Origin of the sequence: Aeromonas veronii, assembly GCF_040215105.1 — a bacterium.
Classification (GTDB): domain Bacteria; phylum Pseudomonadota; class Gammaproteobacteria; order Enterobacterales; family Aeromonadaceae; genus Aeromonas; species Aeromonas veronii_G.
In genome coordinates, this window is record NZ_CP157875.1 from 4167943 (window position 1) to 4187985 (window position 20043).

General features: G+C 63.5%; 20 protein-coding genes. 9 read left to right on the top strand and 11 right to left on the bottom strand.

Annotated features, from left to right (window positions below):
- Positions 1 to 6: 6 nt before the first annotated feature.
- Entirely contained in the window at positions 7 to 975 is a 969-nt protein-coding gene (locus tag ABNP46_RS19280) for an HlyD family secretion protein (protein ID WP_349919964.1), read from the bottom strand.
- A gap of 253 nt (positions 976 to 1228) precedes the next feature.
- Here ABNP46_RS19280 and ABNP46_RS19285 point away from each other — a divergent pair, with 253 nt between their 5' ends.
- The 3 genes from ABNP46_RS19285 (at position 1229) to ABNP46_RS19295 (ending at position 4969) form a co-directional block, all read left to right on the top strand.
- Positions 1229 to 2893: a DUF342 domain-containing protein gene (locus tag ABNP46_RS19285; protein WP_349919965.1), complete on the top strand. Its 1665-nt coding sequence runs from the start codon at positions 1229 to 1231 to the stop codon at positions 2891 to 2893.
- A 122-nt stretch (positions 2894 to 3015) separates the two neighbouring features.
- On the top strand, positions 3016 to 3825 hold the full coding sequence (gene yidA / locus ABNP46_RS19290) for a sugar-phosphatase (RefSeq protein WP_349919966.1): 810 nt from the start codon (positions 3016 to 3018) through the stop codon (positions 3823 to 3825).
- Positions 3826 to 4195: 370 nt separating this feature from the next.
- A complete protein-coding gene (locus ABNP46_RS19295) occupies positions 4196 to 4969 on the top strand; it encodes a gamma-glutamyl-gamma-aminobutyrate hydrolase family protein (protein ID WP_349919968.1) in 774 nt (257 codons plus the stop codon).
- Here the strand turns inward: ABNP46_RS19295 and ABNP46_RS19300 are convergent.
- The 7 genes from ABNP46_RS19300 to lptM all read right to left on the bottom strand — a co-directional run bounded on the left by ABNP46_RS19300 (position 4966) and on the right by lptM (position 10359).
- Positions 4966 to 5370, bottom strand: coding sequence for a hypothetical protein (locus ABNP46_RS19300; RefSeq protein WP_349919969.1), 405 nt, complete (start codon positions 5368 to 5370; stop codon positions 4966 to 4968). The two genes, ABNP46_RS19295 and ABNP46_RS19300, sit on opposite strands and share 4 nt — an antisense overlap.
- A 108-nt stretch (positions 5371 to 5478) precedes the next feature.
- Positions 5479 to 6189: an HAD-IA family hydrolase gene (locus ABNP46_RS19305; protein WP_349919971.1), complete on the bottom strand. Its 711-nt coding sequence runs from the start codon at positions 6187 to 6189 to the stop codon at positions 5479 to 5481.
- A gap of 30 nt (positions 6190 to 6219) precedes the next feature.
- The gene (xerC, locus tag ABNP46_RS19310) at positions 6220 to 7173 is read right to left on the bottom strand and encodes a tyrosine recombinase XerC (protein ID WP_349919973.1); all 954 of its coding nucleotides are present in this window, start codon (positions 7171 to 7173) and stop codon (positions 6220 to 6222) included.
- Complete coding sequence (locus ABNP46_RS19315; protein ID WP_349919975.1) at positions 7166 to 7846, bottom strand: DUF484 family protein; 681 nt, start codon at positions 7844 to 7846, stop codon at positions 7166 to 7168. Before ABNP46_RS19315 ends, xerC begins: the two co-directional genes overlap by 8 nt.
- An 89-nt stretch (positions 7847 to 7935) precedes the next feature.
- On the bottom strand, positions 7936 to 8766 hold the full coding sequence (gene dapF / locus ABNP46_RS19320; protein ID WP_349919977.1) for a diaminopimelate epimerase: 831 nt from the start codon (positions 8764 to 8766) through the stop codon (positions 7936 to 7938).
- 112 nt (positions 8767 to 8878) lie between these two features.
- On the bottom strand, positions 8879 to 10129 hold the full coding sequence (gene lysA, locus ABNP46_RS19325) for a diaminopimelate decarboxylase (RefSeq protein ID WP_349919978.1): 1251 nt from the start codon (positions 10127 to 10129) through the stop codon (positions 8879 to 8881).
- Between the two features lie 20 nt (positions 10130 to 10149).
- Positions 10150 to 10359: an LPS translocon maturation chaperone LptM gene (lptM, locus tag ABNP46_RS19330; RefSeq protein WP_349919980.1), complete on the bottom strand. Its 210-nt coding sequence runs from the start codon at positions 10357 to 10359 to the stop codon at positions 10150 to 10152.
- A gap of 73 nt (positions 10360 to 10432) precedes the next feature.
- On the opposite strand from lptM, the gene cyaY reads away from it, so the two are divergent.
- On the top strand, positions 10433 to 10747 hold the full coding sequence (cyaY, locus tag ABNP46_RS19335) for an iron donor protein CyaY (RefSeq protein ID WP_349919982.1): 315 nt from the start codon (positions 10433 to 10435) through the stop codon (positions 10745 to 10747).
- Complete coding sequence (locus tag ABNP46_RS19340; RefSeq protein WP_349919983.1) at positions 10744 to 11397, top strand: alpha/beta hydrolase; 654 nt, start codon at positions 10744 to 10746, stop codon at positions 11395 to 11397. The genes cyaY and ABNP46_RS19340 overlap by 4 nt, the downstream gene beginning before the upstream one ends.
- 76 nt (positions 11398 to 11473) lie before the next feature.
- Here the strand turns inward: ABNP46_RS19340 and ABNP46_RS19345 are convergent, their stop codons facing one another.
- Complete coding sequence (locus tag ABNP46_RS19345) at positions 11474 to 13993, bottom strand: class I adenylate cyclase (RefSeq protein ID WP_349919984.1); 2520 nt, start codon at positions 13991 to 13993, stop codon at positions 11474 to 11476.
- A 322-nt stretch (positions 13994 to 14315) separates the two neighbouring features.
- Between ABNP46_RS19345 and hemC the strand changes: the two genes are divergently transcribed.
- From hemC to ABNP46_RS19365, 4 genes are read left to right on the top strand one after another with little or no spacing between them, the layout of a single operon-like run.
- Positions 14316 to 15245, top strand: coding sequence for a hydroxymethylbilane synthase (gene hemC / locus ABNP46_RS19350; RefSeq protein WP_349919986.1), 930 nt, complete (start codon positions 14316 to 14318; stop codon positions 15243 to 15245).
- 34 nt (positions 15246 to 15279) lie between these two features.
- Positions 15280 to 16014: a uroporphyrinogen-III synthase gene (locus ABNP46_RS19355; protein ID WP_349919987.1), complete on the top strand. Its 735-nt coding sequence runs from the start codon at positions 15280 to 15282 to the stop codon at positions 16012 to 16014.
- Positions 16011 to 17081 carry a uroporphyrinogen-III C-methyltransferase gene (locus tag ABNP46_RS19360; protein ID WP_349919988.1) on the top strand — a complete coding sequence of 357 codons (1071 nt, stop codon included), beginning with the start codon at positions 16011 to 16013 and terminating at the stop codon, positions 17079 to 17081. Before ABNP46_RS19355 ends, ABNP46_RS19360 begins: the two co-directional genes overlap by 4 nt.
- Positions 17082 to 17091: 10 nt before the next feature.
- Positions 17092 to 18255 (top strand): heme biosynthesis HemY N-terminal domain-containing protein, encoded by a 1164-nt coding sequence (locus tag ABNP46_RS19365; RefSeq protein WP_349919989.1) that lies wholly within the window; start codon positions 17092 to 17094, stop codon positions 18253 to 18255.
- A 155-nt stretch (positions 18256 to 18410) separates the two neighbouring features.
- Here the strand turns inward: ABNP46_RS19365 and ABNP46_RS19370 are convergent, their stop codons facing one another.
- A complete protein-coding gene (locus ABNP46_RS19370; RefSeq protein WP_349919991.1) occupies positions 18411 to 18662 on the bottom strand; it encodes a YkgJ family cysteine cluster protein in 252 nt (83 codons plus the stop codon).
- A gap of 161 nt (positions 18663 to 18823) precedes the next feature.
- A complete protein-coding gene (glpX, locus tag ABNP46_RS19375) occupies positions 18824 to 19834 on the bottom strand; it encodes a class II fructose-bisphosphatase (protein WP_349919993.1) in 1011 nt (336 codons plus the stop codon).
- Positions 19835 to 20043: the final 209 nt, after the last annotated feature.

Here is a 20043-nt window from a genome sequence, read left to right on the forward strand (position 1 = left end):
GATGCCTCACTCATGGGACGGCTCCCCGTCATCGGCAGGCTCGGCCTGCACCGGCAGGCCGCTTGGCAGGTCCCGGGCCGCGGGCAAGTCTATCTCCGCCAGATAGACCAGCCTGGCCCTGTCCTGCTCGTTGAGGGCGTAGTAAGGGGTGAAGGCGGGCTCCTGGGAGATCCAGCGCAGCCGGCCGTTCAAGGGATCCGCCAGACCATCCACCCGCACCCGCATGGTCTGACCTACGGGGTAATGTGCCAGGGCGGTCTCCGGCACATAGACCCGGGCGTAGGGGGCACTGTCCGCCTGCAGGGCTGCCAGCACGGCACCGACCGGGACCCGCTCGCCGAGGTTGTAGGGCAGGCTGTCGAGGCGTCCGCTGCGGGTGGCGACCACGGTGAGATCTGCCAGTTCACGTTCTGCCAGCAATACATCCGCTCTGGCCGCTTCGAGCTTGGCAGTGGATTCGTCTATGTCCTCCGCCCGCACGCCCCGGGTCAGCTTGTCGAGCTGCTGGCGGGCGCCATCCCGCTCGGCCAGGGCGCCATCCCGCTCCGCGCGGGCCTTGTCCAGCTCCGAGGGGCTCTGCAGCTTCTGCCGCACCAGCCGTTCGGTACGCTGGAAGCTGCGCTCGCTCTCCTTGAGGGTCGCCTGGGCCTTGTCCAGGCTGGCGCGGGCGGCGGCGATGTCCTCCGGCCGCTCGCCATTGGTCATGCGGGCCAGGGCCGCCCGGGCACTGGCCTCCTCGGCACGGGCCCGGGCCAGTACTGCCTGCTGGCGGCTGTCGTCGAGCCGGGCCAGCACCGTGCCCTCCTCCACCCGGCTGCCCTCCGCCACCGGCAGGGCGCGGACAATCTCGTTGGCGGTGGCGGTGAGCAGTACTCTGTCCCGCTCCAGGGTGCCGAGCGCCTCGCCGCGGTGGTCAGGCTGGCAGGCGCCGAGCAGACCCAGCAGGGGAATGAAGAGCAGGCAGTGACGTAGCATAGGGGCTCCTTGGCCCGGCACCCGAGTCTGACCCGGCAGGGGCCGCCCGGGGTGGGCGTTGATGCATGACTGTCGCCAGCATATCCATTGTCAGTATTTTTTTCCTCAAGCCAGCTCACTCATTTGCATTCAGCTCGTTGACCTAAAAAGAAAAATATCAGAATACTGCGATTCAGGGCCGTTCAGGCAGCATCCCTTGCCGCCAGCGCAGAGCGCCAGGGACGCTGGCGAAGGAGAGACAAGGAGGTACCCGGTGTTAGACAAAACGTGGTTTCAGCTGTCGGCGGACATGACCTATGTCTGTCTGCGCATCGCCCCCGGACTCACCTACCCCGTCGCTGAGGCCGACGTGCTTGGCCTGCTGCGGGCCTCCAACTGTCGCCGCTACCAACCCCTCACCGAAGGGATCCGGCAAGCGGTCACCCTGCTCGGCGCCCTGCAAGACAATCCCGATGCCCCCTCCCATGCCCCCGTCCCCATCGCCCAGCGCCAGGACGCCAGGTTGCTGCTGCAGGTCGAGAAGGATCTGATGAGCGCCAGGGCCCAGATCACCGCAGACTGGGGGGGCAAGCCCCTGACCCTGGAGCAGTTGCAACAAGCCCTGGCGGAGAGCCAGATCAAGCGCGGGGTGGATCCGGCCAGGCTGCTTGCCGCCGTGCAGGCGGCCAGGGAGGCGGCTCCCGGCAGCCAGATCAACCCTGTCATCGCCCTTGGCCAGGCCGCCGAGCACGGGCTGGATACCCGGCTGGAGCGACTGGTGGAGACGGCAGCGGAGCGGATCCTCAAACCCCAGGAGCGGGATCACGGCAAGGTGGACATGCGCGACCTGGGCACCCTGCTGACCGTCAAGGCGGGCTCCCAGCTGATGCGGCGCCACCCTGCCACCCGGGGCATCGACGGTTTCACGGTGACCGGCCAGCCCCTGCCCGCCAAGGCGGGCAAGGAGAGCGCCATGGTGGCGGGGGAAGGCAGCTGCTTCTCCCCCGAGGATCCGGATCTGCTACTGGCGACCCGGCCCGGCTTGCCCTGTCAGGAGCGGGCGGGCATGCGGGTCGACGAGGTGCTGAGCGTCAAGCAGGTGGATATCCGCCACGGTCACGTCATGTTCGAGGGATCCTTGCTGGTCACCGGCGACGTCATGCCCGGCATGCGGATCAAGACCAGCGGCGATGTGGTGATCGGCGGCTTCGTCGAGGGGGGCTATATCGAATCGGGGGGAACCATCACGGTGCGCAGCGGCGTCATCGGCCGCAAGCAGGATAACGACGAATACCTCTGCCACCTCTATGCCGGTGGCGAGATCCACGCCAGCTATGCTCAGTACGCACGGCTGGAGGCCGATGGCGACATCCATATCCAGAGCCAGCTCAGCCACAGCTATTGCCGCAGCGGCCAGGATCTCAAGGTGGGAGACAGCGCCATGCGCAAGGGCCACCTGATCGGGGGGATCAACATCGCCAACCGGCTGATCATGGCTCCCGTGCTCGGCGCCTCGGCGGCGAATCGCACCCGGCTGCAGATCCTCGGTGGCTACTTCAGCCACAAGGAACAGGAGCAGGCCCTGCGCCAGCGCAAGCAGGCCTGCCGGGAACAGCTCGACAAACTGCAGGATCTCATACTGCGGCTGCTGCAACTGCCCCACGACAAGCGCAACCCCGAGACCCTGCAGAAGATCAAGGAGATCCGCACCCGCCAGCTCGACGAGAGCCGGTCTCTGGACGAGCAGCTGGCGACGGCCCAGATCGAGCTGCAGGCCCTGATGGCCAAGATGGACATCATCGCCACCCAGCGTCTCTTCCCCGGGGTCGAGGTGGAGATGGCTCACCACCACAACAGGGTCGACATCGAGCACGGCCCCATCCATTTCGCCATCCGGGACGACCAGTTGCAACTGACCCCCTATCAGGGCCAGCGCTGATCCCAACGCTATCTGTCGTCGGCGTCCCCCACCGCGTGGCGTGATCCCGACGGTGATTTTCGCTACACTCGACAGCCCATTGGCCCCATGGGGCGGGCCAGCCAGACTCAGGTAGTGAGAAGATGTACAAGCTGATCGCATTGGATATGGATGGCACCCTGCTGAACCCAGAGGGCCGCATCACCCCCCGCACCCACGCCGCCATCACGGCAGCCCGCGCCAAGGGCGTCACCGTGGTGCTGACCTCGGGTCGCCCACTTGAAGGCATGACCCCCTATCTGGCCGAACTCGGCCTCACCGGCCCCGATGACTACGTCATCTGCTACAACGGCGCCCTGGTACAGAAAGTCTCGGATCAGCGCATCATCCGCAGCCAGCTGCTGACCGGCAAGGACGCCAGCGCCATCGCCCATCTGGCGGATGAACTCGGGGTCAACATCCACGGTTTCTCCGTGCGTCAGGGACTCATCAGCCCCAGGGTCAGCACCTATACCGAACACGAATCCCGACTGGTGAAGATGCCCATCAACCTGGTGGACTTCGCCACCCTGCCCGCCGACGAGCAGGTGATGAAGGTGATGATGATAGACCCGGAGCCCCAGCTCTCCCGCGCCATCGCCCAGCTGCCTGCCGAGCTCTATGAGCGTTATACCGTGGTGCGCAGCTCCCCCTACTTCCTCGAGTTCATGAACAAGCTGAGCAACAAGGGCACCGGGGTCGCCGCCCTGGCGGAACACCTCGGCATCGACGCCAGCGAGGTGATCGCCGTGGGGGATGCGGGCAACGATCGCCACATGATCGAATACGCCGGACTCGGGGTCGCCATGGGCAACGCCACCGACGAGATCAAGCAATTGGCGCAGCACACCACCAGCCGCAATGACGAGGACGGGGTCGCCAAGGTGATTGAGCAGTTCATCCTGAATGCGTGATCCTGGCCGGGGCACCCAGGGTGCCCCACATTTTTCACCACCCAGCCTGCATGTTTAATATATCCACCATTATGGTCACCCCCTCTCACACCATCACCCCTTCAGCCCCCTGATAACGGGACTCGAGCTGGCTCCCACCTTATCAAAATTAACATAATCGCATCATTTCGTTTGACATATTGAACGGCCTTGGCAGACTGGGATCAGGATCCAGGCTGTCATCGCCCAGGCTGACCGACGATTCTGGCACCCCGGCACGACCCCGGATCCCATGACCATGCCTTGAGGCATGCCCTTGTCGCCACCCAGTGGAAAGGGCCTTCCCAAGGCGCAGGATGAGACACCACAGCCAAGGATAGCCAGGTGACCTATGCCCAACCCCTCCCGATCCCATGCCAAACCCGTCGTGTTGATGACCATGGGGGCCCAGCCCCGTAACGGCCACCCCTATCAGGTGATGACCCACAAATACATCAAGCCCCTGGTGGAGATCAGCGGCTGCGTGCCCCTGCTGGTCCCCACCTGCTGCGGCGCCGAAGACCTGGAGCAATACCTGGATCTGGCGGACGGCGTCTATCTGAGCGGTGCCGGCTCCAACATCGATCCCGCCCTCTACGGTCAGGAGAACCTGACCCCGGACAAGCCCCAGGACAGGGACCGGGATCTGTTCGACATTCCCCTGGTGCGGGCCGCCATCGACCGGGGTCTGCCTCTGCTCGGCATCTGTCGCGGCATGCAGGAGATCAACGTGGCCCTGGGTGGCGACATCTATCAGAAGGTCTATACCGAGCCCGGCTACGCGGATCACCGGGAGGATGCGGAGGATACGGTGGAGGATCAGTATGGTCACAGCCATCAGGTCAGCCTGGTGCCTGGCAGCTGGTTTGCCAAACTGATGGGAGAGGAGCGGATCCCGGTCAACTCGTTGCACGGTCAGGGGATCAAGACGCTGGCCAAGGGGCTGGCCCCGCTGGCCTATGCCGAGGATGGTTTGATTGAAGCCCTCCATGCCCCCGAACTGCCCCAGTTCACCCTGGCGGTGCAGTGGCATCCGGAGTGGAAGGCGAGCGAGAACCCCCACTCCATCAAGTTGTTCGAGGCCTTCGGGGCCGCCTGCCGCGAGCGCAGGCAGCAGCTAGGTTAATCGCCAAAGCCCTTGGCTTTGAGCCTCGGCAGCGCCCCGCGATCGGGGCGCAGGGTGCGGCACACATCCAGCCCCTTGAGACCCCGCTGGACGTGATCCGGGGCCTGGCCGAGCACCATGCCGTTGCCGCGATAGAGCTTGGTCTCTTCCAGCTCGAACAGCTCACCCCCAATCAGGAGCTGCTCCCGACCGTCGACCACCTTGCCCCGCTTCAGGGGCAGCGTCATGTCCACCTGGATTTCTCCCGTGGCGCAGCCCTCGCGCCAGGTAGCCTCGTCGGAGAAGGGGGAAATGGTGATCTCCCGCCAGGATCCATCTCGGAACTCCATCCGGTAGTGATCGCTCAGCAGATCGCACCCCGCCAGCACCATGGGCATCAGCAACCAGATGCCTCTCTTCATGCAGTTCAAACCCGCCGCTCCTTCATCTACTTGTGCCAAAGATAATCACCCCGCGCCAGGCCCCATGACAGGCACCGGAAACGGTATCTTGCTTATCGGCCGCGCCCCTCAGAGCAACAGGGTAGCCAGCTCGTCGAGGGCACTCAGCTCAACATCCGGCAACAGTCGCAAGCCCTGAGCTGACCGGCCGCCCTCGTTGAGCCAGGCGGCCCGATAACCGTGTAATCGGGCACCCAGCACATCGCTCTCGGGGTGATCCCCCACGTGCAGGATCCGCTCGGGGGAGAGCTTGAGGGCCGCCTGCACCGCCAGAAACATGTCGGGGGCCGGTTTCATCCGGGCGCCCAGCCCGGCCTTGCAGACCAGGGTGAAGTAGTCCGCCAACCCGGCCTGCACCAGATCCAGGTTGCCGTTGGTGATCACCACCAGGGGGTAGCGCGCCGCAAGGCGGTCCAGCAGGGCGTGGGTTTCGTCGCTGACCGCTATCTTCGAACGCTCTGCGAGGAAGCCGGCGAACACCGCCCTGGCCTCTCGCTGTGCCTGTTGCCGTGCCATTCCCCCCTGCATCAGGGCTGCGCAGATCCCCTGCTCGCGCGCCAGGCTGACGTCGTCGCGCAGCTCGGGGCGCGCCAGCAGCAGGTCGCGCTTGAGGGCGAGCCAGCCCGCCTTGTCGAGCATGGCGGTCGCCAGGTATTCACTGCGCAGGTGAGCCAGCATCCACTGCTCGGCACGGGTGATGGCGGGGCCGTTGTCATAAAGGGTGTCGTCGAGATCGAACGAGATGGCGGCCACCGGCTGCCAGCGGCGATAGAACTGCATGGACTCTCCTTGGGTGGCTGGGCTGCCCCCTTATTCGTTTTCCTCTGAACCCGGATCCCGCTTGGCTCTAGGGTGAGCACCGTCATACACCTTGGCCAGGTGCTGGAAATCCAGGTGGGTATAGATCTGGGTGGTGGAGAGATCCGCGTGACCCAGCAGCTCCTGCACCGCCCGCAGATCCCCCGAGCTCTCCAGCATGTGGGTGGCGAAGCTGTGACGCAGCTTGTGGGGATGAACGTGGGCGTTGAGCGCCTGCTTGTTGCCCCAGCCATCGAGCCGCTCCTGCACGGAGCGCGCCGACAGCCGCTGCTTGCGCTTGGAGACGAACAGCGCCTCCAGCTCGTCTCCCGCCAGCAAGGGGCGCACCTTGAGCCACTTCTGCAGCCACTCCACCGCCATGCGCCCCATGGGCAGTACTCGCTCTCGCGATCCCTTGCCGGTCACCCTGAGCTGACGATCATCGAGCTTGATGTCCGCGAGGTTGAGCCCCACCAGTTCGGCCAGACGCAGACCGGAGGAGTACATCAGCTCCATGATGGCGCGATCCCGCACCGCCAGCGGATCCTGCTCGTCGGTGATGTTGAGCAGCTGGTACATCTCGTCCACGTCGAGGTTCTTGGGCAGGGGGCGCCCCTGTTTGGGGGTCACGATGCCGCGGGCCGGATTGGCCGCCAGCCGCCCCTGGCGAACCTGCCAGTCGCAGAAACTGCGCAGGGCCGAGACCTTGGTGGCAAGGGAGCGAGGCGCCAGCCCCGCCTTGTGCATCCGGGTCACCAGGCTGCGCACCTGGCTCACCTCCAGCCTGGCCCAGTCGGTCAGGCCGAGACGCGCCAGCTCGGCAGTCATGGCTTCCAGATGAGCCTGGTAGTTGCTGCGGGTGTGGGGGCTGAGCTGACGTTCGACTCGCAGATACTCGATAAAGGCCGTCAGCGCCTGAGCCAGGGTGGCAGGCAGGGCATCGGCGGCGCCAGGAGCCTCAGCCACGGCCGATCTCGGGCAGGCGCAGTTGCAGCAGGCGGCCGAGCTGTCCCAGCAGCAGGGTATCCGTGTGGGGGGTGAAGTGGCCCGGATCCGAGCTGGCGAAGGCCAGCACACCCAGATCGCCAATCCGCATCAGGGCAACAGAATTGACCAGGACATCGCTACCAAACAGCGTCTGTTTCTCGCCCTGATTCAGCCGGCCGAAATAATAGTCTGTCCCCGGCAGGCGCTGACCCAGCAGTTGATCGAGCTGTTTGCCCTCCGCCAGGAAGCGCTGCTCCGGGCCGCTCAGCGGGAAGCGTTTCGGGTTGAGCCAGAGCCGTACTCCGGTCAGGCGCAGGCGCTGCACGAAGGCCTTGCCCATGACGGCGCTGACTTCGAACAGGCTCTGGCAGCCGTAGAGTTCACCGTAGAGATCCGCATAGATCTTGAAGATCCGCTCGTTCTCGCTGGCGATCCCCATCAGCTCGGTGATCTCCTGCTCCAGCTGCTCGATGCGCTCTCGCTGCCTGTCCATCTGGCGTTCCACCAGGGAGACGCTGCCCTTGCGCTCGTGGGGAATGCGAATGCGATCCAGCATGGCGGCATGACGCTGGAAAAACTCGGGATAACGGGCCAGGTACTCCAGCACTGTGGCTTCATCCATCAGTGATTCCTGCCGTTTGAGTTCGCTCATAACTTGGTTGATCCATCTGAAAAAGGGGCGCAGGGCCCCGACATTATCGTGACGGGGAGGGCTGACCCTCCCTCATGCCAGCAAGTCGCCTACAACTCTATCTGACCATCAAACACATGCTCGGCCGGCCCCGTCATGTAGACCGGCTGACCCGGCCCCTTCCAGGCGATGGTCAGCTTGCCCCCCGGCAGGGTGACGGTGACCCGCTCCTTGAGCTTGCCCTGACTGATGCCGATCACCACGGCGGCGCAGGCACCGGTGCCGCAGGCCAGGGTCTCCCCCACCCCGCGCTCGAACACCCGCAGCTTGATTTCGCTGGCGTTGACCATCTCCATGAAGCCGACGTTGACCCGCTCGGGGAAACGCTCGTGACGCTCCATGATGGGACCCAGGGTCAGCACGGGGGCCTCCTCCACCGAGGGCACCTCGATGACGCAATGGGGGTTGCCCATGGAGACCACGCCGCACATCACAGTATGCTCCTGCGCGCGCAGCAGGTAGGTTTTTTCTGCCTTCTGGGCCCGGAACGGCACCTTGCCCGGTTCAAACTGGGGCACCCCCATGTTGACCGTGACCTGGTTCTCCCCCTCCAGCTGCAGGGTGATGCGGCCACGGGCGGTGCTGACCGCGATCTTGTCCCGGTTGACCAGCCCCTTCAGGCGCACGAAGCGGGCGAAACAGCGGGCACCGTTGCCGCACTGCTCCACCTCGCTGCCATCGGCATTGAAGATCCGGTAGTGAAAATCGAGCTCGGGATCATAGGGAGGCTCCACCAGCAACAGCTGATCGAAGCCGATCCCGAAATGGCGATCCGCCAGCTTCTTGATGACGTCGTTGCTGAAGAACACCTTCTGGGTGACGCCGTCCACCACCATGAAGTCATTCCCCAGCCCATGCATCTTGGAAAAATCTATCAACATCCTGCGTTCCTGTGCCCCTTGGGCAGTAAATCCCCACCACACCGGCGACGGGTCAACGGCTCACGCTCTCGATTCGGCGGAACGTCTGGAAAACTCGGCAATGCCCGCGCACTCAGGGCAGCAGGTGCTCACCGCGCCAGAGATCGGCCAGCTGTTCCCGCTCCCGGATGAGGAACGCCTTGTCCCCATCCACCAGTACCTCGGCCGCACGGGGACGGGTGTTGTAGTTGGACGCCATGGTGAAGCCGTAGGCACCGGCGGAGCGTACCGCCAGCAGCGAGCCTTCACCGATCGCCAGGGTACGCTCCTTGCCGAGGAAGTCGCCGGTCTCGCACACCGGGCCCACCACGTCGTACAGCGCCTTCTCGTGGGTCGCGCGGCTGTCCACCTCGATGATGTTCATCCAGGCGCCATAGAGGGAGGGGCGCAGCAGATCGTTCATGCCGGCGTCGATCAGGGCGAAGTTGCGGGTCTCGCCCGGCTTCAGGAACTCCACCTTGGTCAGCAGCACTCCGGCGTTGGCGACGATGGCCCGGCCCGGTTCGAACAGCAGGGTCAGATCCCGGCCCGCCAGCTTGCGCTTGAGGGCTTCGGCATACTCGCTCGGATGAGGGGGCTGCTCGGCGCCGTAGTTGACCCCAAGACCACCGCCCACGTCCAGATGATGTATGTGGATGCCTTCCGCCGCCAGCTCGTCGATGAGCCGCAGCAGCTTGTCCGCCGCCTCCATAAAGGGCGTGAGTTCAGTCAGCTGGGAGCCGATGTGGCAATCCACCCCCTTGATCTCGATGTGGGCCATGGCCGCCGCCTTGCGGTAGATGGCGGGAGCCTGCTCGATGGGGATGCCGAACTTGTTCTGCTTGAGGCCGGTGGAGATATAGGGATGCGTGCCCGCGTCGATGTCCGGGTTGACCCGAACCGACACCCTGGCGATCTTGCCCATGGAACCCGCCACCCGGTTCAGACGCTCCAGTTCGGCTTCGGACTCCAGGTTGAAGCAGAGGATCTCTTTTTCCAGGGCGAGGCGCATCTCGGCCTCGCTCTTGGCTACGCCGGAGAAGACCACCTTGGCCGGATCACCGCCCGCCGCCAGCACCCGGGAGAGTTCCCCGCCGGAGACGATGTCAAACCCGGATCCCAGACGGGCCAGCAGGTTCAACAGCGCCAGGTTGGAGTTGGCCTTGACCGCGTAGCAGATGAGATGGGGGATGTCGCCCGCCGCCTGATCGAAGGCGTGCCAGTGGCGCTCCAGGGTGGCACGGGAGTAGACGTAGAGCGGGGTACCATACTGCTCGGCAAGTTGTTGCAGGGGCAGCTGCTCGGCCTGCAACTGGCCGTCGGCGTCGTAGTTAAAGTGATCCAAGGGGGCGGTTCCTTCCTAAATTATTGCGGCGCGGCCTCGGAGGCCGGTTTGGCGGTCGCAGACGAGGTGGCTTGCGGTGTACTCTCTGTCTCGGGCTTGGCGGGGGCAGGCTGCTCGGCAGGAGCGGCTTGCTCGGGGGGCGGCATATAGAGCGGCCCCGTCAGACCACAGGCGCCCAACCCAAGGGAGAGAAATGCGGCCAACAGGCACTTGGTGAACTGGGTAGTCATAATGGTTCGCTGCGAAAAAATTTTTGGCCCTCTATAATCGCACTCACATTGTTAAAAGCAACAGGATAAACCGATGAAGGATCACGAGTATCACGCCCTGACAGACGCCTTTTTCCAGTACGTGGAGGACGTCATCGACGAGGGGTATCCGGATATCGACTGTGAACGGGCCGGCGGCGTGCTGACCTTGAGCTTCGAGAACAAGACCAAGGTCATCATCAACAAGCAGGAGCCCCTGCACCAGATCTGGGTCGCTACCCGGGAGAACGGCTTCCACTTCGAGCTGCGCGGGGAGAGCTGGATAGACAACCGCTTCGGCGACGAGCTCAAGACTCTGCTGACCCGGGCCTGCACCACCCAGGCGGGCGAGCCGGTGCGCTTCCCATGATAGACCTGCACCCCGACGGCGCCCGTCATGCGGTGATCTGGCTGCACGGGCTGGGAGACTCAGGTGCGGGTCTGGCGCCCCTGGTGGACGCCCTAGACCTGCCCGCCACCCTGCCGGTGCGCCACCTGCTGCCGGATGCCCCCGAACGGCCCATCACCATCAACATGGGCTACAAGATGCGCGGCTGGTACGACATCAAGAGCTTCGAGGATCCGGCGGATCGCGCCGTGGAGTCCCATGTCCGCGAATCCGCCGCCCGCATCCAGGGCTTGCTGGATCAGCTGATTGCCGAGGGCTTCGCCCCCGAGCGCATCGTGCTGGCCGGTTTCTCCCAGGGGGGCGTCATCGCCTCCTTCACGGCCTTGCGCTGCCCGCAGCCCCTGGCGGGCCTGCTCTGCATGTCCACCTATCTGGCGGCGCCCGATGCCCTGATGGGGGAAATGAGCGAGGCGGCCCAGCGTCTGCCCATCTGCTACATGCACGGCATCTATGACGACGTGGTGGCGCTCTCCATGGGCTGGGAGGCGAAGAACCGGCTGGAAGCGGCGGGCCTCGCCCCCGAGTGGCACGAGTACCCCATGCGCCACGAGATCTGCCGTCCCCAGCTCGCCGACATCCGTCACTGGCTGCTGGCACGCCTCGACGGCTGAATCCCGGACGACGAATATGACAACGGCCTGCATCTGCAGGCCGTTTTCGTTGGCTCATCGGCAATCCGGCAGCATATCAACCTACCTCGCGGGCAGGCCCTGGATTATCTCGCTGTGGATTCTGGCTGCGGTAGGGGATCACCTCCAACTCATCACCCTGTTGCACGATTTCGTAGTACTGGGGCAGGTTGAAGTTGCTGAACTGGCCGGCATCCCCCGCACGCTCCTTGCCCGAGGTGTAGAAGCGGTTCACCCCCTGTACCAGTTCATCCTTGTTGCCGGCGAAGTGCTGGTAGATCTCCACCCGGTTGGCCTCGTCCAGGATATAGATGTTGGTGCCCGCATTGCGGGTATCGAAGAAGAACTGCACCAGCCCCTCGCTGGCGTAGGCATCGACGATGCCGGGCAGGTGCTGGCTATGGCTCCTGTCCAGACGCAGCGGCAGGTGATCCAGCTTGTTGTGAGAGATGTGGCGGTAGAAGTCGATGGCGTTTTCCAGCTTCTTGACCGACACCCCGCGCCGCTCGAAGAAGATGCCGTACTTCTCGCGCCCGAGGGCCAGCGTCTTGACCAGCTGCTGTTTGTCCCGGGCGAGGCGCAACTCGATGCACTCGGCCAGCAGTTGCTGGAAGCGGGAGCGCACCAGGGAGCGGAAGTGCTGGCTGTAGCAGAACACCTCTATCATCTCCGGCGCGGCGGCATCCTGATGCATCTTGCCGAGTATGGTGGTGAGGGCATCCACCACCGCCTCTTCTCCCTGGAAGTGCAGGGTACGGATCTCGCTCCAGGAGTTGCGATAGACCAGATCCACCGAGCCCACCAGGCACTCCTGGTTGCGACCGAAGGAGAAGACGTCGGCGGCGTTGGCGTCGAACTCGATCACCTGCCCCACCCAGTGGCTGGACGGATCCGTCTCCAGATTGAGGAAGATGGAGAGCTGGTGGATCTCGCAGGGACGGCTCAGGGCCAGGTTGGTGGCACGGGGATACTTGACCGGGAAGGTGCCGGAGAGATCGCGGCAGAACTGGTGCAGGTTGTCGATGTGCAGATCCGAGCCCTGATTGAACAGGTGCACCCGGGACTGGGGCGTCATCAGGCCATTGAAGTAGGCCCAGGCCACCAGCTTGCTGATGTAGCCGTTATATTCGAGCGGCGCCCGGCCGATGATGTCCACCGGCTCCAGAGAGTGCTTGTAGAGATACCAGCCGGCGCGGTTGAGGCGACCGTGGGGCACCTGCACCAGGCTGAGATCCGGCTCGCTCAAGTCCGGCGCTATCTTGAGGTTGATGCGCTGAACCTTGCCCGGCAGGCTCTCGAAGGCGGCATAGAGCTTGCGCGACAGTATGCCGATGTCTTCCGGGTTGATGGACTCGCTGATGTTGTTGCGACGGGCGAACTGGATGAGGTTGCGGTAGCTCTGCATCAGGGCTTCCAGCAACTCGGCATAGGCCACCTTGACCTCTTCGACCTTCCACTCCTCCCGGTGATCCAGGTGGTGCAGGCGCTCCGGGCCCCAGCCCCAGTAGGAAACCAGCTGGGCCATCAACTCGCGACGCCAGCTCGGGCTGTGCTCCTCTTTGGGATGGCTCAGGCCGTCACATACTTTGAGGTAGAAGCAGCGGCGCACCAGATCGAGGCGCTGCATGTCGCCGATGGACTTGAGGTAGTTGGTCACCTTGTCCAGCATCAGGCAGTAGTTGTCGAGCCGATAGTGCATCCCCTCGTTGTGCTGGAACCAGTCGCGACTGGTCACCGACAGCAGACGGGTGTTGGGATACTCGTGGGAGTAGGCTTCCATCAACAGGGACTTGAGCACCGCCTTGTAGGGGGAGTCGATCCCCTTGTAGAGCTGCCAGAGGGCGGAACCGAAGTACTCCTCGGCGGGAATGCGGTTGAAACCACCGAGATCCAGCCAGTCGTCCTGGCTCAGCTTGCCGTGGGCAAACAGGCCGTTCACATAGTCGTCGTAATGATCGTCATACTCAGCGGGCACCAGGTACCAGAGCAGGCGCTTGCCGGCGATGAGCATGGCGCTGCGATAGAACTCGTCGAGCAGCAGCAGGTGCTGGGCGCTGCCGCAGCTCTCCCCCTGCATCTGGGCATCGTTGCGCTGGCGGAACTTGTCTTCGGGGATCAGGAAGAAGTTGAGATCGACCCCCCGCTGCTCGGCCCACTTGGAGAGGAGTTGGCACTTCTGCTCCAGCAGCGCCAGCCGTTCCTGGGAGAGGCCCGCCACGTGGCAGACCCAGATATCGAGATCCGAATGGCAGCACTGGCCGATGGAGGAGGTGCTGCCCATGGAATAAAGACCCTGGATCGACTTGTCGTGGGTGCTGAGGCCTCCCTGACAATTCGCGTTCTGACACAGATCCTGGATGAAGGCTTGCTGAGCCTCGTTGGCCACGAAGCTCCAGATGCCATGGGGCACATCACCTGCCACATAACCGGGCAAGAGAGGGTGATTGAAGTGCAGCATGACAGGCAGCAACTGAAACACCTGCTGCCCATAGCGACTCATGAGATCCAGCGCCCGTTGCGTCTTGAGACGATTGATCTCGTCGTAGCGCGCCACCAGCGTGTCGAGTTTTACCAGCAATGCCCTACCTATCGGGGAGAGAAATGACGCACCAAAATGGGGAGACGTCAAAAAAGTGTGATCATGTTAACAATGCAAACCGCCGTGGTAAACAAGCCCGCATGGAATCACCGGATTATTTCTGACCCTGTCAATAACGGTATCATGGGAAAGTAATAAATTTTAATGTTTTCAATTAATTAAATATCCGCAGCGGCTTAATGAAAATCATTTTCAGCTGCCTTTTTTGAACCTGCCCCCGCTTTTGCCGGCTGCGCCATGAAAGCCCCTGCAAAGGGTGATAAGATCGTTTTCCTCACTAAAGATGAAACAACTGATTGATATGGCAGCCCGAACTCTGAGAATCGCCACTCGCAAGAGCCCATTGGCCCTGTGGCAGGCCAACTTCGTGAAAGACAGCCTCGAAGCGCTCTATCCCGATCTGGACGTCGAACTGGTGCCCATGAGCACTCAGGGGGACAAGATCCTGGATACGCCGCTCGCCAAGGTGGGCGGCAAGGGGCTGTTCGTCAAGGAGCTGGAGACTGCCATGCTGGAGGGGCGCGCCGATATCGCGGTTCACTCCATGAAAGACGTGCCGGTGGAGTTCCCCGAGGGGCTCGGCCTGCACACCATCTGCGAGCGGGAAGACCCGCGCGATGCCTTCGTCTCCAACCGTTTCACGCAGATTGACGAGCTGCCCCAGGGCGCCGTGGTCGGCACCTCCAGCCTGCGCCGCCAATGTCAGTTGCGGGCCGCCCGCCCGGATCTGGTCATCCGCGACCTGCGTGGCAACGTCAACACCCGTCTTGCCAAGCTCGATGCCGGTGAGTACGACGCCATCATTCTCGCCGCTGCCGGTCTGAAACGGCTGGAAATGGCGCATCGCATCACCGCCTTCATCGAACCGGAACAGAGCCTGCCCGCCAACGGCCAGGGCGCCGTCGGCATCGAATGCCGGCTGGATGATCATGAATTGCACGCCCTGCTGGCGCCGCTCGAACACGGCGAGACCCGGGTGCGGGTGCTCACCGAGCGCGCCATGAACCGGGCCCTGCAAGGGGGCTGTCAGGTTCCTATCGGTGCCTATGCCCTGGTGCAGGGAGAGGAAGTCTGGCTGCGTGGCCTAGTGGGCAGCCCGGATGGCAGCCGCATCATCCGCGACGAGATCCGCGGCCCTGTCGCGGATGCGGAGCGGCTCGGGGAGACCCTGGCCCAACGCCTGCTGGCCGATGGCGCCGACGTCATCCTGGCCGAGGTGTATCACCCATGACAGTGGGCAGGCGGGTAGCGGAGCGCGTGGCCTGATGATCCCGCTGGTGGTACGCCCCACCGAGCAGGCCGACGAGTTGGCGCAACTCTTGCGCCAGCAAGGCCACCAGCCCCTCTGCTGTCCCTTGCTGGAAACCCGGCCGGGGAGCGAGCTATCCCGTCTCAGTGACATGCTGCCTGCGGCGGACATCGTCATCGCCGTCAGCATGCATGCAATTCATTTTGCTCATCATTTTCTGTTGCAAACTGGTCTGACCTGGCCACATATTGAGTACTTTGCGGTCGGCCAGGCCAGCGCGGATGCCTTCGCCGATGTGGGCATCCAGGCCCAGTGCCCGCACGATCCCCGCAGCGAAGGCTTGCTGCTGTTGCCAAGCCTGCAGGGGGTGGCCGGCAAGCGCGTGCTGATCCTGCGCGGCAACGGCGGGCGGGATCTCATCGCCACTACACTGGCCTCACGCGGCGCACTGGTGCACTATTGTGCCACTTATGAGCGCCACTACCCCGAACTCGACGGGGACGCATTGACCCGCCATTGGCAGCGTGCCGGCCTCGACAGCCTGCTCATCACCAGTGGTGAACTGTTGCAGCGACTGTTGGCACTGGTGCCAAGCCAGCATCAGCCCTGGCTCTATGATCGTCTGCTGGTGGTACCCAGCCCGCGCGTGGCCGAACAGGCCGAGGCGGCTGGCTTTACCCGTATCGTGATTGCCCAAGGTGCATCCAACCAGGCTCTGGTGGCCGCCCTGGAACTGAGGAAGATGGAATGACTGAACAACAAGAATCCGAGGTCAAATCCCACCCAAGCACTGCGGCCCCCGTGGCCAGCGATGTGCCCGGCAAGAAACAGGGTCGCTCCGGCGTACTCCTCGGCGGTGTCGCCATTTTGCTGGCCCTGGGGCTGACCGGCGGCCTCTATCTGCACGGACAACAGACTGCCGCCGCCCAGCAGGCCGAACTCGGTGCCCTCAAACAGCAACTGGCCGAGGCCATGGGCAAGCTGGACCAGAGCAGCAGCAAGGATGCCGATCAGCTGGCAGCCTTCGGCAAGAGTCAGCAACAACTGCAAGATGCCCTGGACGCCCTGCAGCACAAGGTGCTGGATCTGGATGACAAGCGTCCCAACGACTGGATGCTGGCCGAATCCGAATACCTGGTGCGGATGGCGGGTCGCAAACTGTGGCTCGAACATGATCTCATCTCTGCCATCACATTGCTCGGCAATGCCGACGAGCGGATCAAGGCCCTCAACGATCCCAGCCTGATGCCCATCCGCAAGGCGCTGGCGGAAGATATCGCCAAGCTCAAAGGGATGCCGCGGGTCGATCGCGAGGGGCTGACCCTGAAGCTGGCCGCGCTCTCCGATCAAATCGAGCTGCTGCCCCTCTCCACCGTCAGCATGCCGGAAGCCAAGGCCGAGGCGGATCAGGCCGTCAGCACCAACCCGGACGAGTGGGAGAGCAACCTCAAAAAGAACTGGGTCAAGTTCACCGAAAACTTCATCACCATCCGTCGCCGGGATGGCGCCGTGGAGGCCCTGCTCTCCCCCCAGCAGGAGATCTTCCTGCGTGAGAACCTCAAGACCAAGCTGCTGCAGGCCCAGCTCGCCGTCTATCGCGAGCAGCAGGCGCTCTACACCGACAGCCTGGACAAGGCCGAGCGCTGGCTGACCCAGTATTTCGACGTCGACAACAGCGCCACCCAGTACATGCAATCCGAGCTCGACAAGCTCAAGGGGGAGCAGATCCAGTTCGACTATCCGGATCAGTTCAAGACCCAGGCCATGCTGGAGCAGGTGCTGACCGAGCGCCTGCAACGCATCCTGGCCGGCAACTGAGGAGGGCACCATGATTCGTCTGATCGTCATCGTCGCCGTCATGGTGGCGGGCCTCATCTTCGGCCCGCAAGCCTCCGGCAACAAGGGCTATGTGCTCATCTCCCTTGGCAACTACACGGTAGAATCCTCGGTCACCAGCGCCGTCATCCTGGCGGTGCTGTTCTACGGCGCCCTGCTCATCGTCGAGTGGCTGCTGACCCGGGTATTCGGCCTGCGCCGCAAAACCCAGGGCTGGTTCGGTTCCCGTCGCCGCCGCAAGGCAAACCTGCAAACCGTCAACGCCACCCTGGCCATGGCCGAAGGGCACTACAACCAGGCCGAGAAGCTCTTGATCAAGGGGGCTGACAACAGCGACACCCCGCTGCTGAACTACCTGAGCGCCGCCAAGGTCGCCCAGGCGCGCGGCGATGACATCAGCCGGGATCACTACCTGCAAAAAGCGCAGGAGGAGAACCCCAAGGCCGAGCTGGCGCTGACCCTGATCCAGACCCAGTTGCAGATAGAGCAGGGCCAATACGACAGCGCCCTCGGCCGCCTCGAATCCGTCTATGCCCTCAATCCCCGCCACCCCATGGTGCTGGACCAACTGCGTCAGGTCTATCTGGCTCGCCAGGACTGGGCCGCACTCATCGAACTGGCCCCCGCCCTGCGCAAGGTCGGCAAGCTGACCCCCCAGCAGGAAGAGGAACTGTTGCAACAGGCCTGGTGTGGCCGGCTTGAAGCCGCCGGGGACGCCCTCGACAGCCTGCGCCCGGTCTGGCAGGAACTGCCGCGCAAGCTGCGCCAGGATCCCGCCCTGCTCATCCGCTACGGGGATCGCCTGCGCCGGCTCGGTGCCGACAGCGAGGCGGCCGATCTCTGGCTGGAGGCGCTGCGCAAGCAACCCGCCCCCGAGCTGTTCGCCCGTCTGCCCAAGCTGAAGCTCAATGACTACCAGCCCATGCTGACCCAGCTCCAGAAGATGCAGGATCAACCGGGCGCCGAAGCGGCACTGGCCCAGGTCTATCTGCTGGCGGGCCAGCTGGATGAGGCCCAGCGTTTGCTGGAGCAGGAAGTGGCCAAGGCGCCGAGCCCTGCCCTCTGCCACGCCCTCGGCCAGCTGATGGACAAGCGCCGCCTCACCAACAAGGCCAACGAATACTATCGTCAGGCCCTGGAGCTGGCCGGGATCTGAGTTCAGCCCACCTCACGGAAAAGAGGCCGCAATCGCGGCCTCTTTTTATGAATGGGGTTTTGAATGCTATCGCCACGCGGGAGAAGGGGCTGGGATGAAGGGCAACAGACCACCATCCTCATCCAATCCCCTCTCTGAGGGAGAAAGTCCAACGCTCAGGCGGTCAGCCGCTCCAGCTCACCGATGAGCCAGATGGCCTCCTGACGATGAGTGCCGCACACATCCTGCATGGGGCGAAAGCCGCTGCACACCGCCGGACGCTCGGGCTGGCCGAAGATCTTGCAGCCCAGGCTGGCATCGAGCTGGATACAGGGGACGCCTGCCGGTTTGCCCTGGGGCATGCCGGGAATGGCGCTGCTGATGCTGGGGGCGATGCAGCAGGCGCCGCAACCCTGACGACATTCCATGTGATTCTTCCTCTGTAGGGCGAAGCAGTGTAGCAAGGAGTCCGCATTCCCCTAAGCCTTATCCCTGCTACCGCCAAAAGAACCCTTCGCCTACTGGGAAGCAAAAAGCCCGACCGTGTTAACGGTCGGGCTTTTTGTGACAGGAATTCAGCGCTTGCTCATCAGAGGATGATGTCCCGCACCACGCTGTCCTTGCGATCCAGGAAGTGGATCGACTTGATGCGACGAATGGTGCGCGACTTGCCGCGGATCAGCAGAGTCTCGGTGGTCGCCATGACGCCATCGCTGGTGATGCCTTCCAGCAGATCACCCTTGGTGATGCCGGTGGCCGAGAAGATGACGTTGTCATTCTTGGCGAGATCTTCCAGCTTGAGCACCTTGTTCACGTCGATGCCGAGGGCCTCGCAGCGAGCGATCTCCTGCTCCCCCAGGGCACGCACGTCGGGACTGTCGCCCTTGACCTTGTGACGGGGAACCAGGCGAGCCTGCATGTCGCCATCCAGGGCGCGGATCACCGCCGCCGAGATGACCCCTTCCGGTGCGCCGCCGATGCCGTACAGCATGTCGACTTCACTGTCCGGCAGGCAGGTCAGGATGGAGGCGGCCACGTCGCCATCCGGGATGGCGAACACCCGCACACCCAGCCCCTGCATCTCCTTGATCGCCTTGTCATGGCGCGGCTTGGCCAGGGTGATCACGGTCAGGCGGGAGAGCGGCTTGCCGAGCGCCTTGGCGACGGCCTTGAGATTCAGCTCCAGAGCCAGATCCAGATCGATGGCGCCCTTGGCCTTGGGGCCGACGATCAGCTTTTCCATGTACATGTCGGGGGCCTTGAGGAAGGAGCCCTTGTCGCCGACCGCCAGTACCGCCAGCGCGTTGGACTGACCCATGGCGGTCATGCGGGTGCCTTCGATGGGATCGACCGCGATGTCCACCGCATCGCCCTGACCCGTGCCCACCTTCTCGCCGATGTAGAGCATGGGAGCCTCGTCGATCTCCCCTTCGCCGATCACAATCTCACCATCGATCTGGATCTGATTGAGGATATGACGCATGGCCGCCACGGCCGCCCCATCGGCGATGTTCTTGTCACCACGTCCGAGCCACTTGTAGCCAGCCAGTGCAGCCGCTTCCGTCACTCGGGAAAATTCGATTGCCAGTTCACGTCTCATCGCAATATCCAACCTTTGGAGCCCGAAAACGGGCGGCATTCTACCACAAGGGCAAACCTTTGCGCGTAAAAGTGACGGATCGCCACATAAATCGCGGCTTTCATCGGAATGACACACAACCGCAACCCCTTGTTCATGACACGGTCACCCCGCTGTCATCTGCCACTTCTAGCATGGCCCCGTCTTTTAAAACAGAAGCTTGCAACACA

What these genes read in the sequence shown, in the direction of transcription:
- ABNP46_RS19370 (WP_349919991.1), bottom strand. Translation starts at nt 18,662, where the DNA reads ATGGAATGTCGTCAGGGTTGCGGCGCCTGCTGCATCGCCCCCAGCATC.
- ABNP46_RS19365 (WP_349919989.1), top strand. Translation starts at nt 17,092, where the DNA reads ATGATTCGTCTGATCGTCATCGTCGCCGTCATGGTGGCGGGCCTCATC.
- lptM (WP_349919980.1), bottom strand. Translation starts at nt 10,359, where the DNA reads ATGACTACCCAGTTCACCAAGTGCCTGTTGGCCGCATTTCTCTCCCTT.
- dapF (WP_349919977.1), bottom strand. Translation starts at nt 8,766, where the DNA reads ATGTTGATAGATTTTTCCAAGATGCATGGGCTGGGGAATGACTTCATG.
- glpX (WP_349919993.1), bottom strand. Translation starts at nt 19,834, where the DNA reads ATGAGACGTGAACTGGCAATCGAATTTTCCCGAGTGACGGAAGCGGCT.
- hemC (WP_349919986.1), top strand. Translation starts at nt 14,316, where the DNA reads ATGGCAGCCCGAACTCTGAGAATCGCCACTCGCAAGAGCCCATTGGCC.
- cyaY (WP_349919982.1), top strand. Translation starts at nt 10,433, where the DNA reads ATGAAGGATCACGAGTATCACGCCCTGACAGACGCCTTTTTCCAGTAC.
- ABNP46_RS19305 (WP_349919971.1), bottom strand. Translation starts at nt 6,189, where the DNA reads ATGCAGTTCTATCGCCGCTGGCAGCCGGTGGCCGCCATCTCGTTCGAT.
- ABNP46_RS19300 (WP_349919969.1), bottom strand. Translation starts at nt 5,370, where the DNA reads ATGAAGAGAGGCATCTGGTTGCTGATGCCCATGGTGCTGGCGGGGTGC.
- yidA (WP_349919966.1), top strand. Translation starts at nt 3,016, where the DNA reads ATGTACAAGCTGATCGCATTGGATATGGATGGCACCCTGCTGAACCCA.
- ABNP46_RS19355 (WP_349919987.1), top strand. Translation starts at nt 15,280, where the DNA reads ATGATCCCGCTGGTGGTACGCCCCACCGAGCAGGCCGACGAGTTGGCG.
- ABNP46_RS19315 (WP_349919975.1), bottom strand. Translation starts at nt 7,846, where the DNA reads ATGAGCGAACTCAAACGGCAGGAATCACTGATGGATGAAGCCACAGTG.
- ABNP46_RS19340 (WP_349919983.1), top strand. Translation starts at nt 10,744, where the DNA reads ATGATAGACCTGCACCCCGACGGCGCCCGTCATGCGGTGATCTGGCTG.
- ABNP46_RS19280 (WP_349919964.1), bottom strand. Translation starts at nt 975, where the DNA reads ATGCTACGTCACTGCCTGCTCTTCATTCCCCTGCTGGGTCTGCTCGGC.
- ABNP46_RS19295 (WP_349919968.1), top strand. Translation starts at nt 4,196, where the DNA reads ATGCCCAACCCCTCCCGATCCCATGCCAAACCCGTCGTGTTGATGACC.
- ABNP46_RS19360 (WP_349919988.1), top strand. Translation starts at nt 16,011, where the DNA reads ATGACTGAACAACAAGAATCCGAGGTCAAATCCCACCCAAGCACTGCG.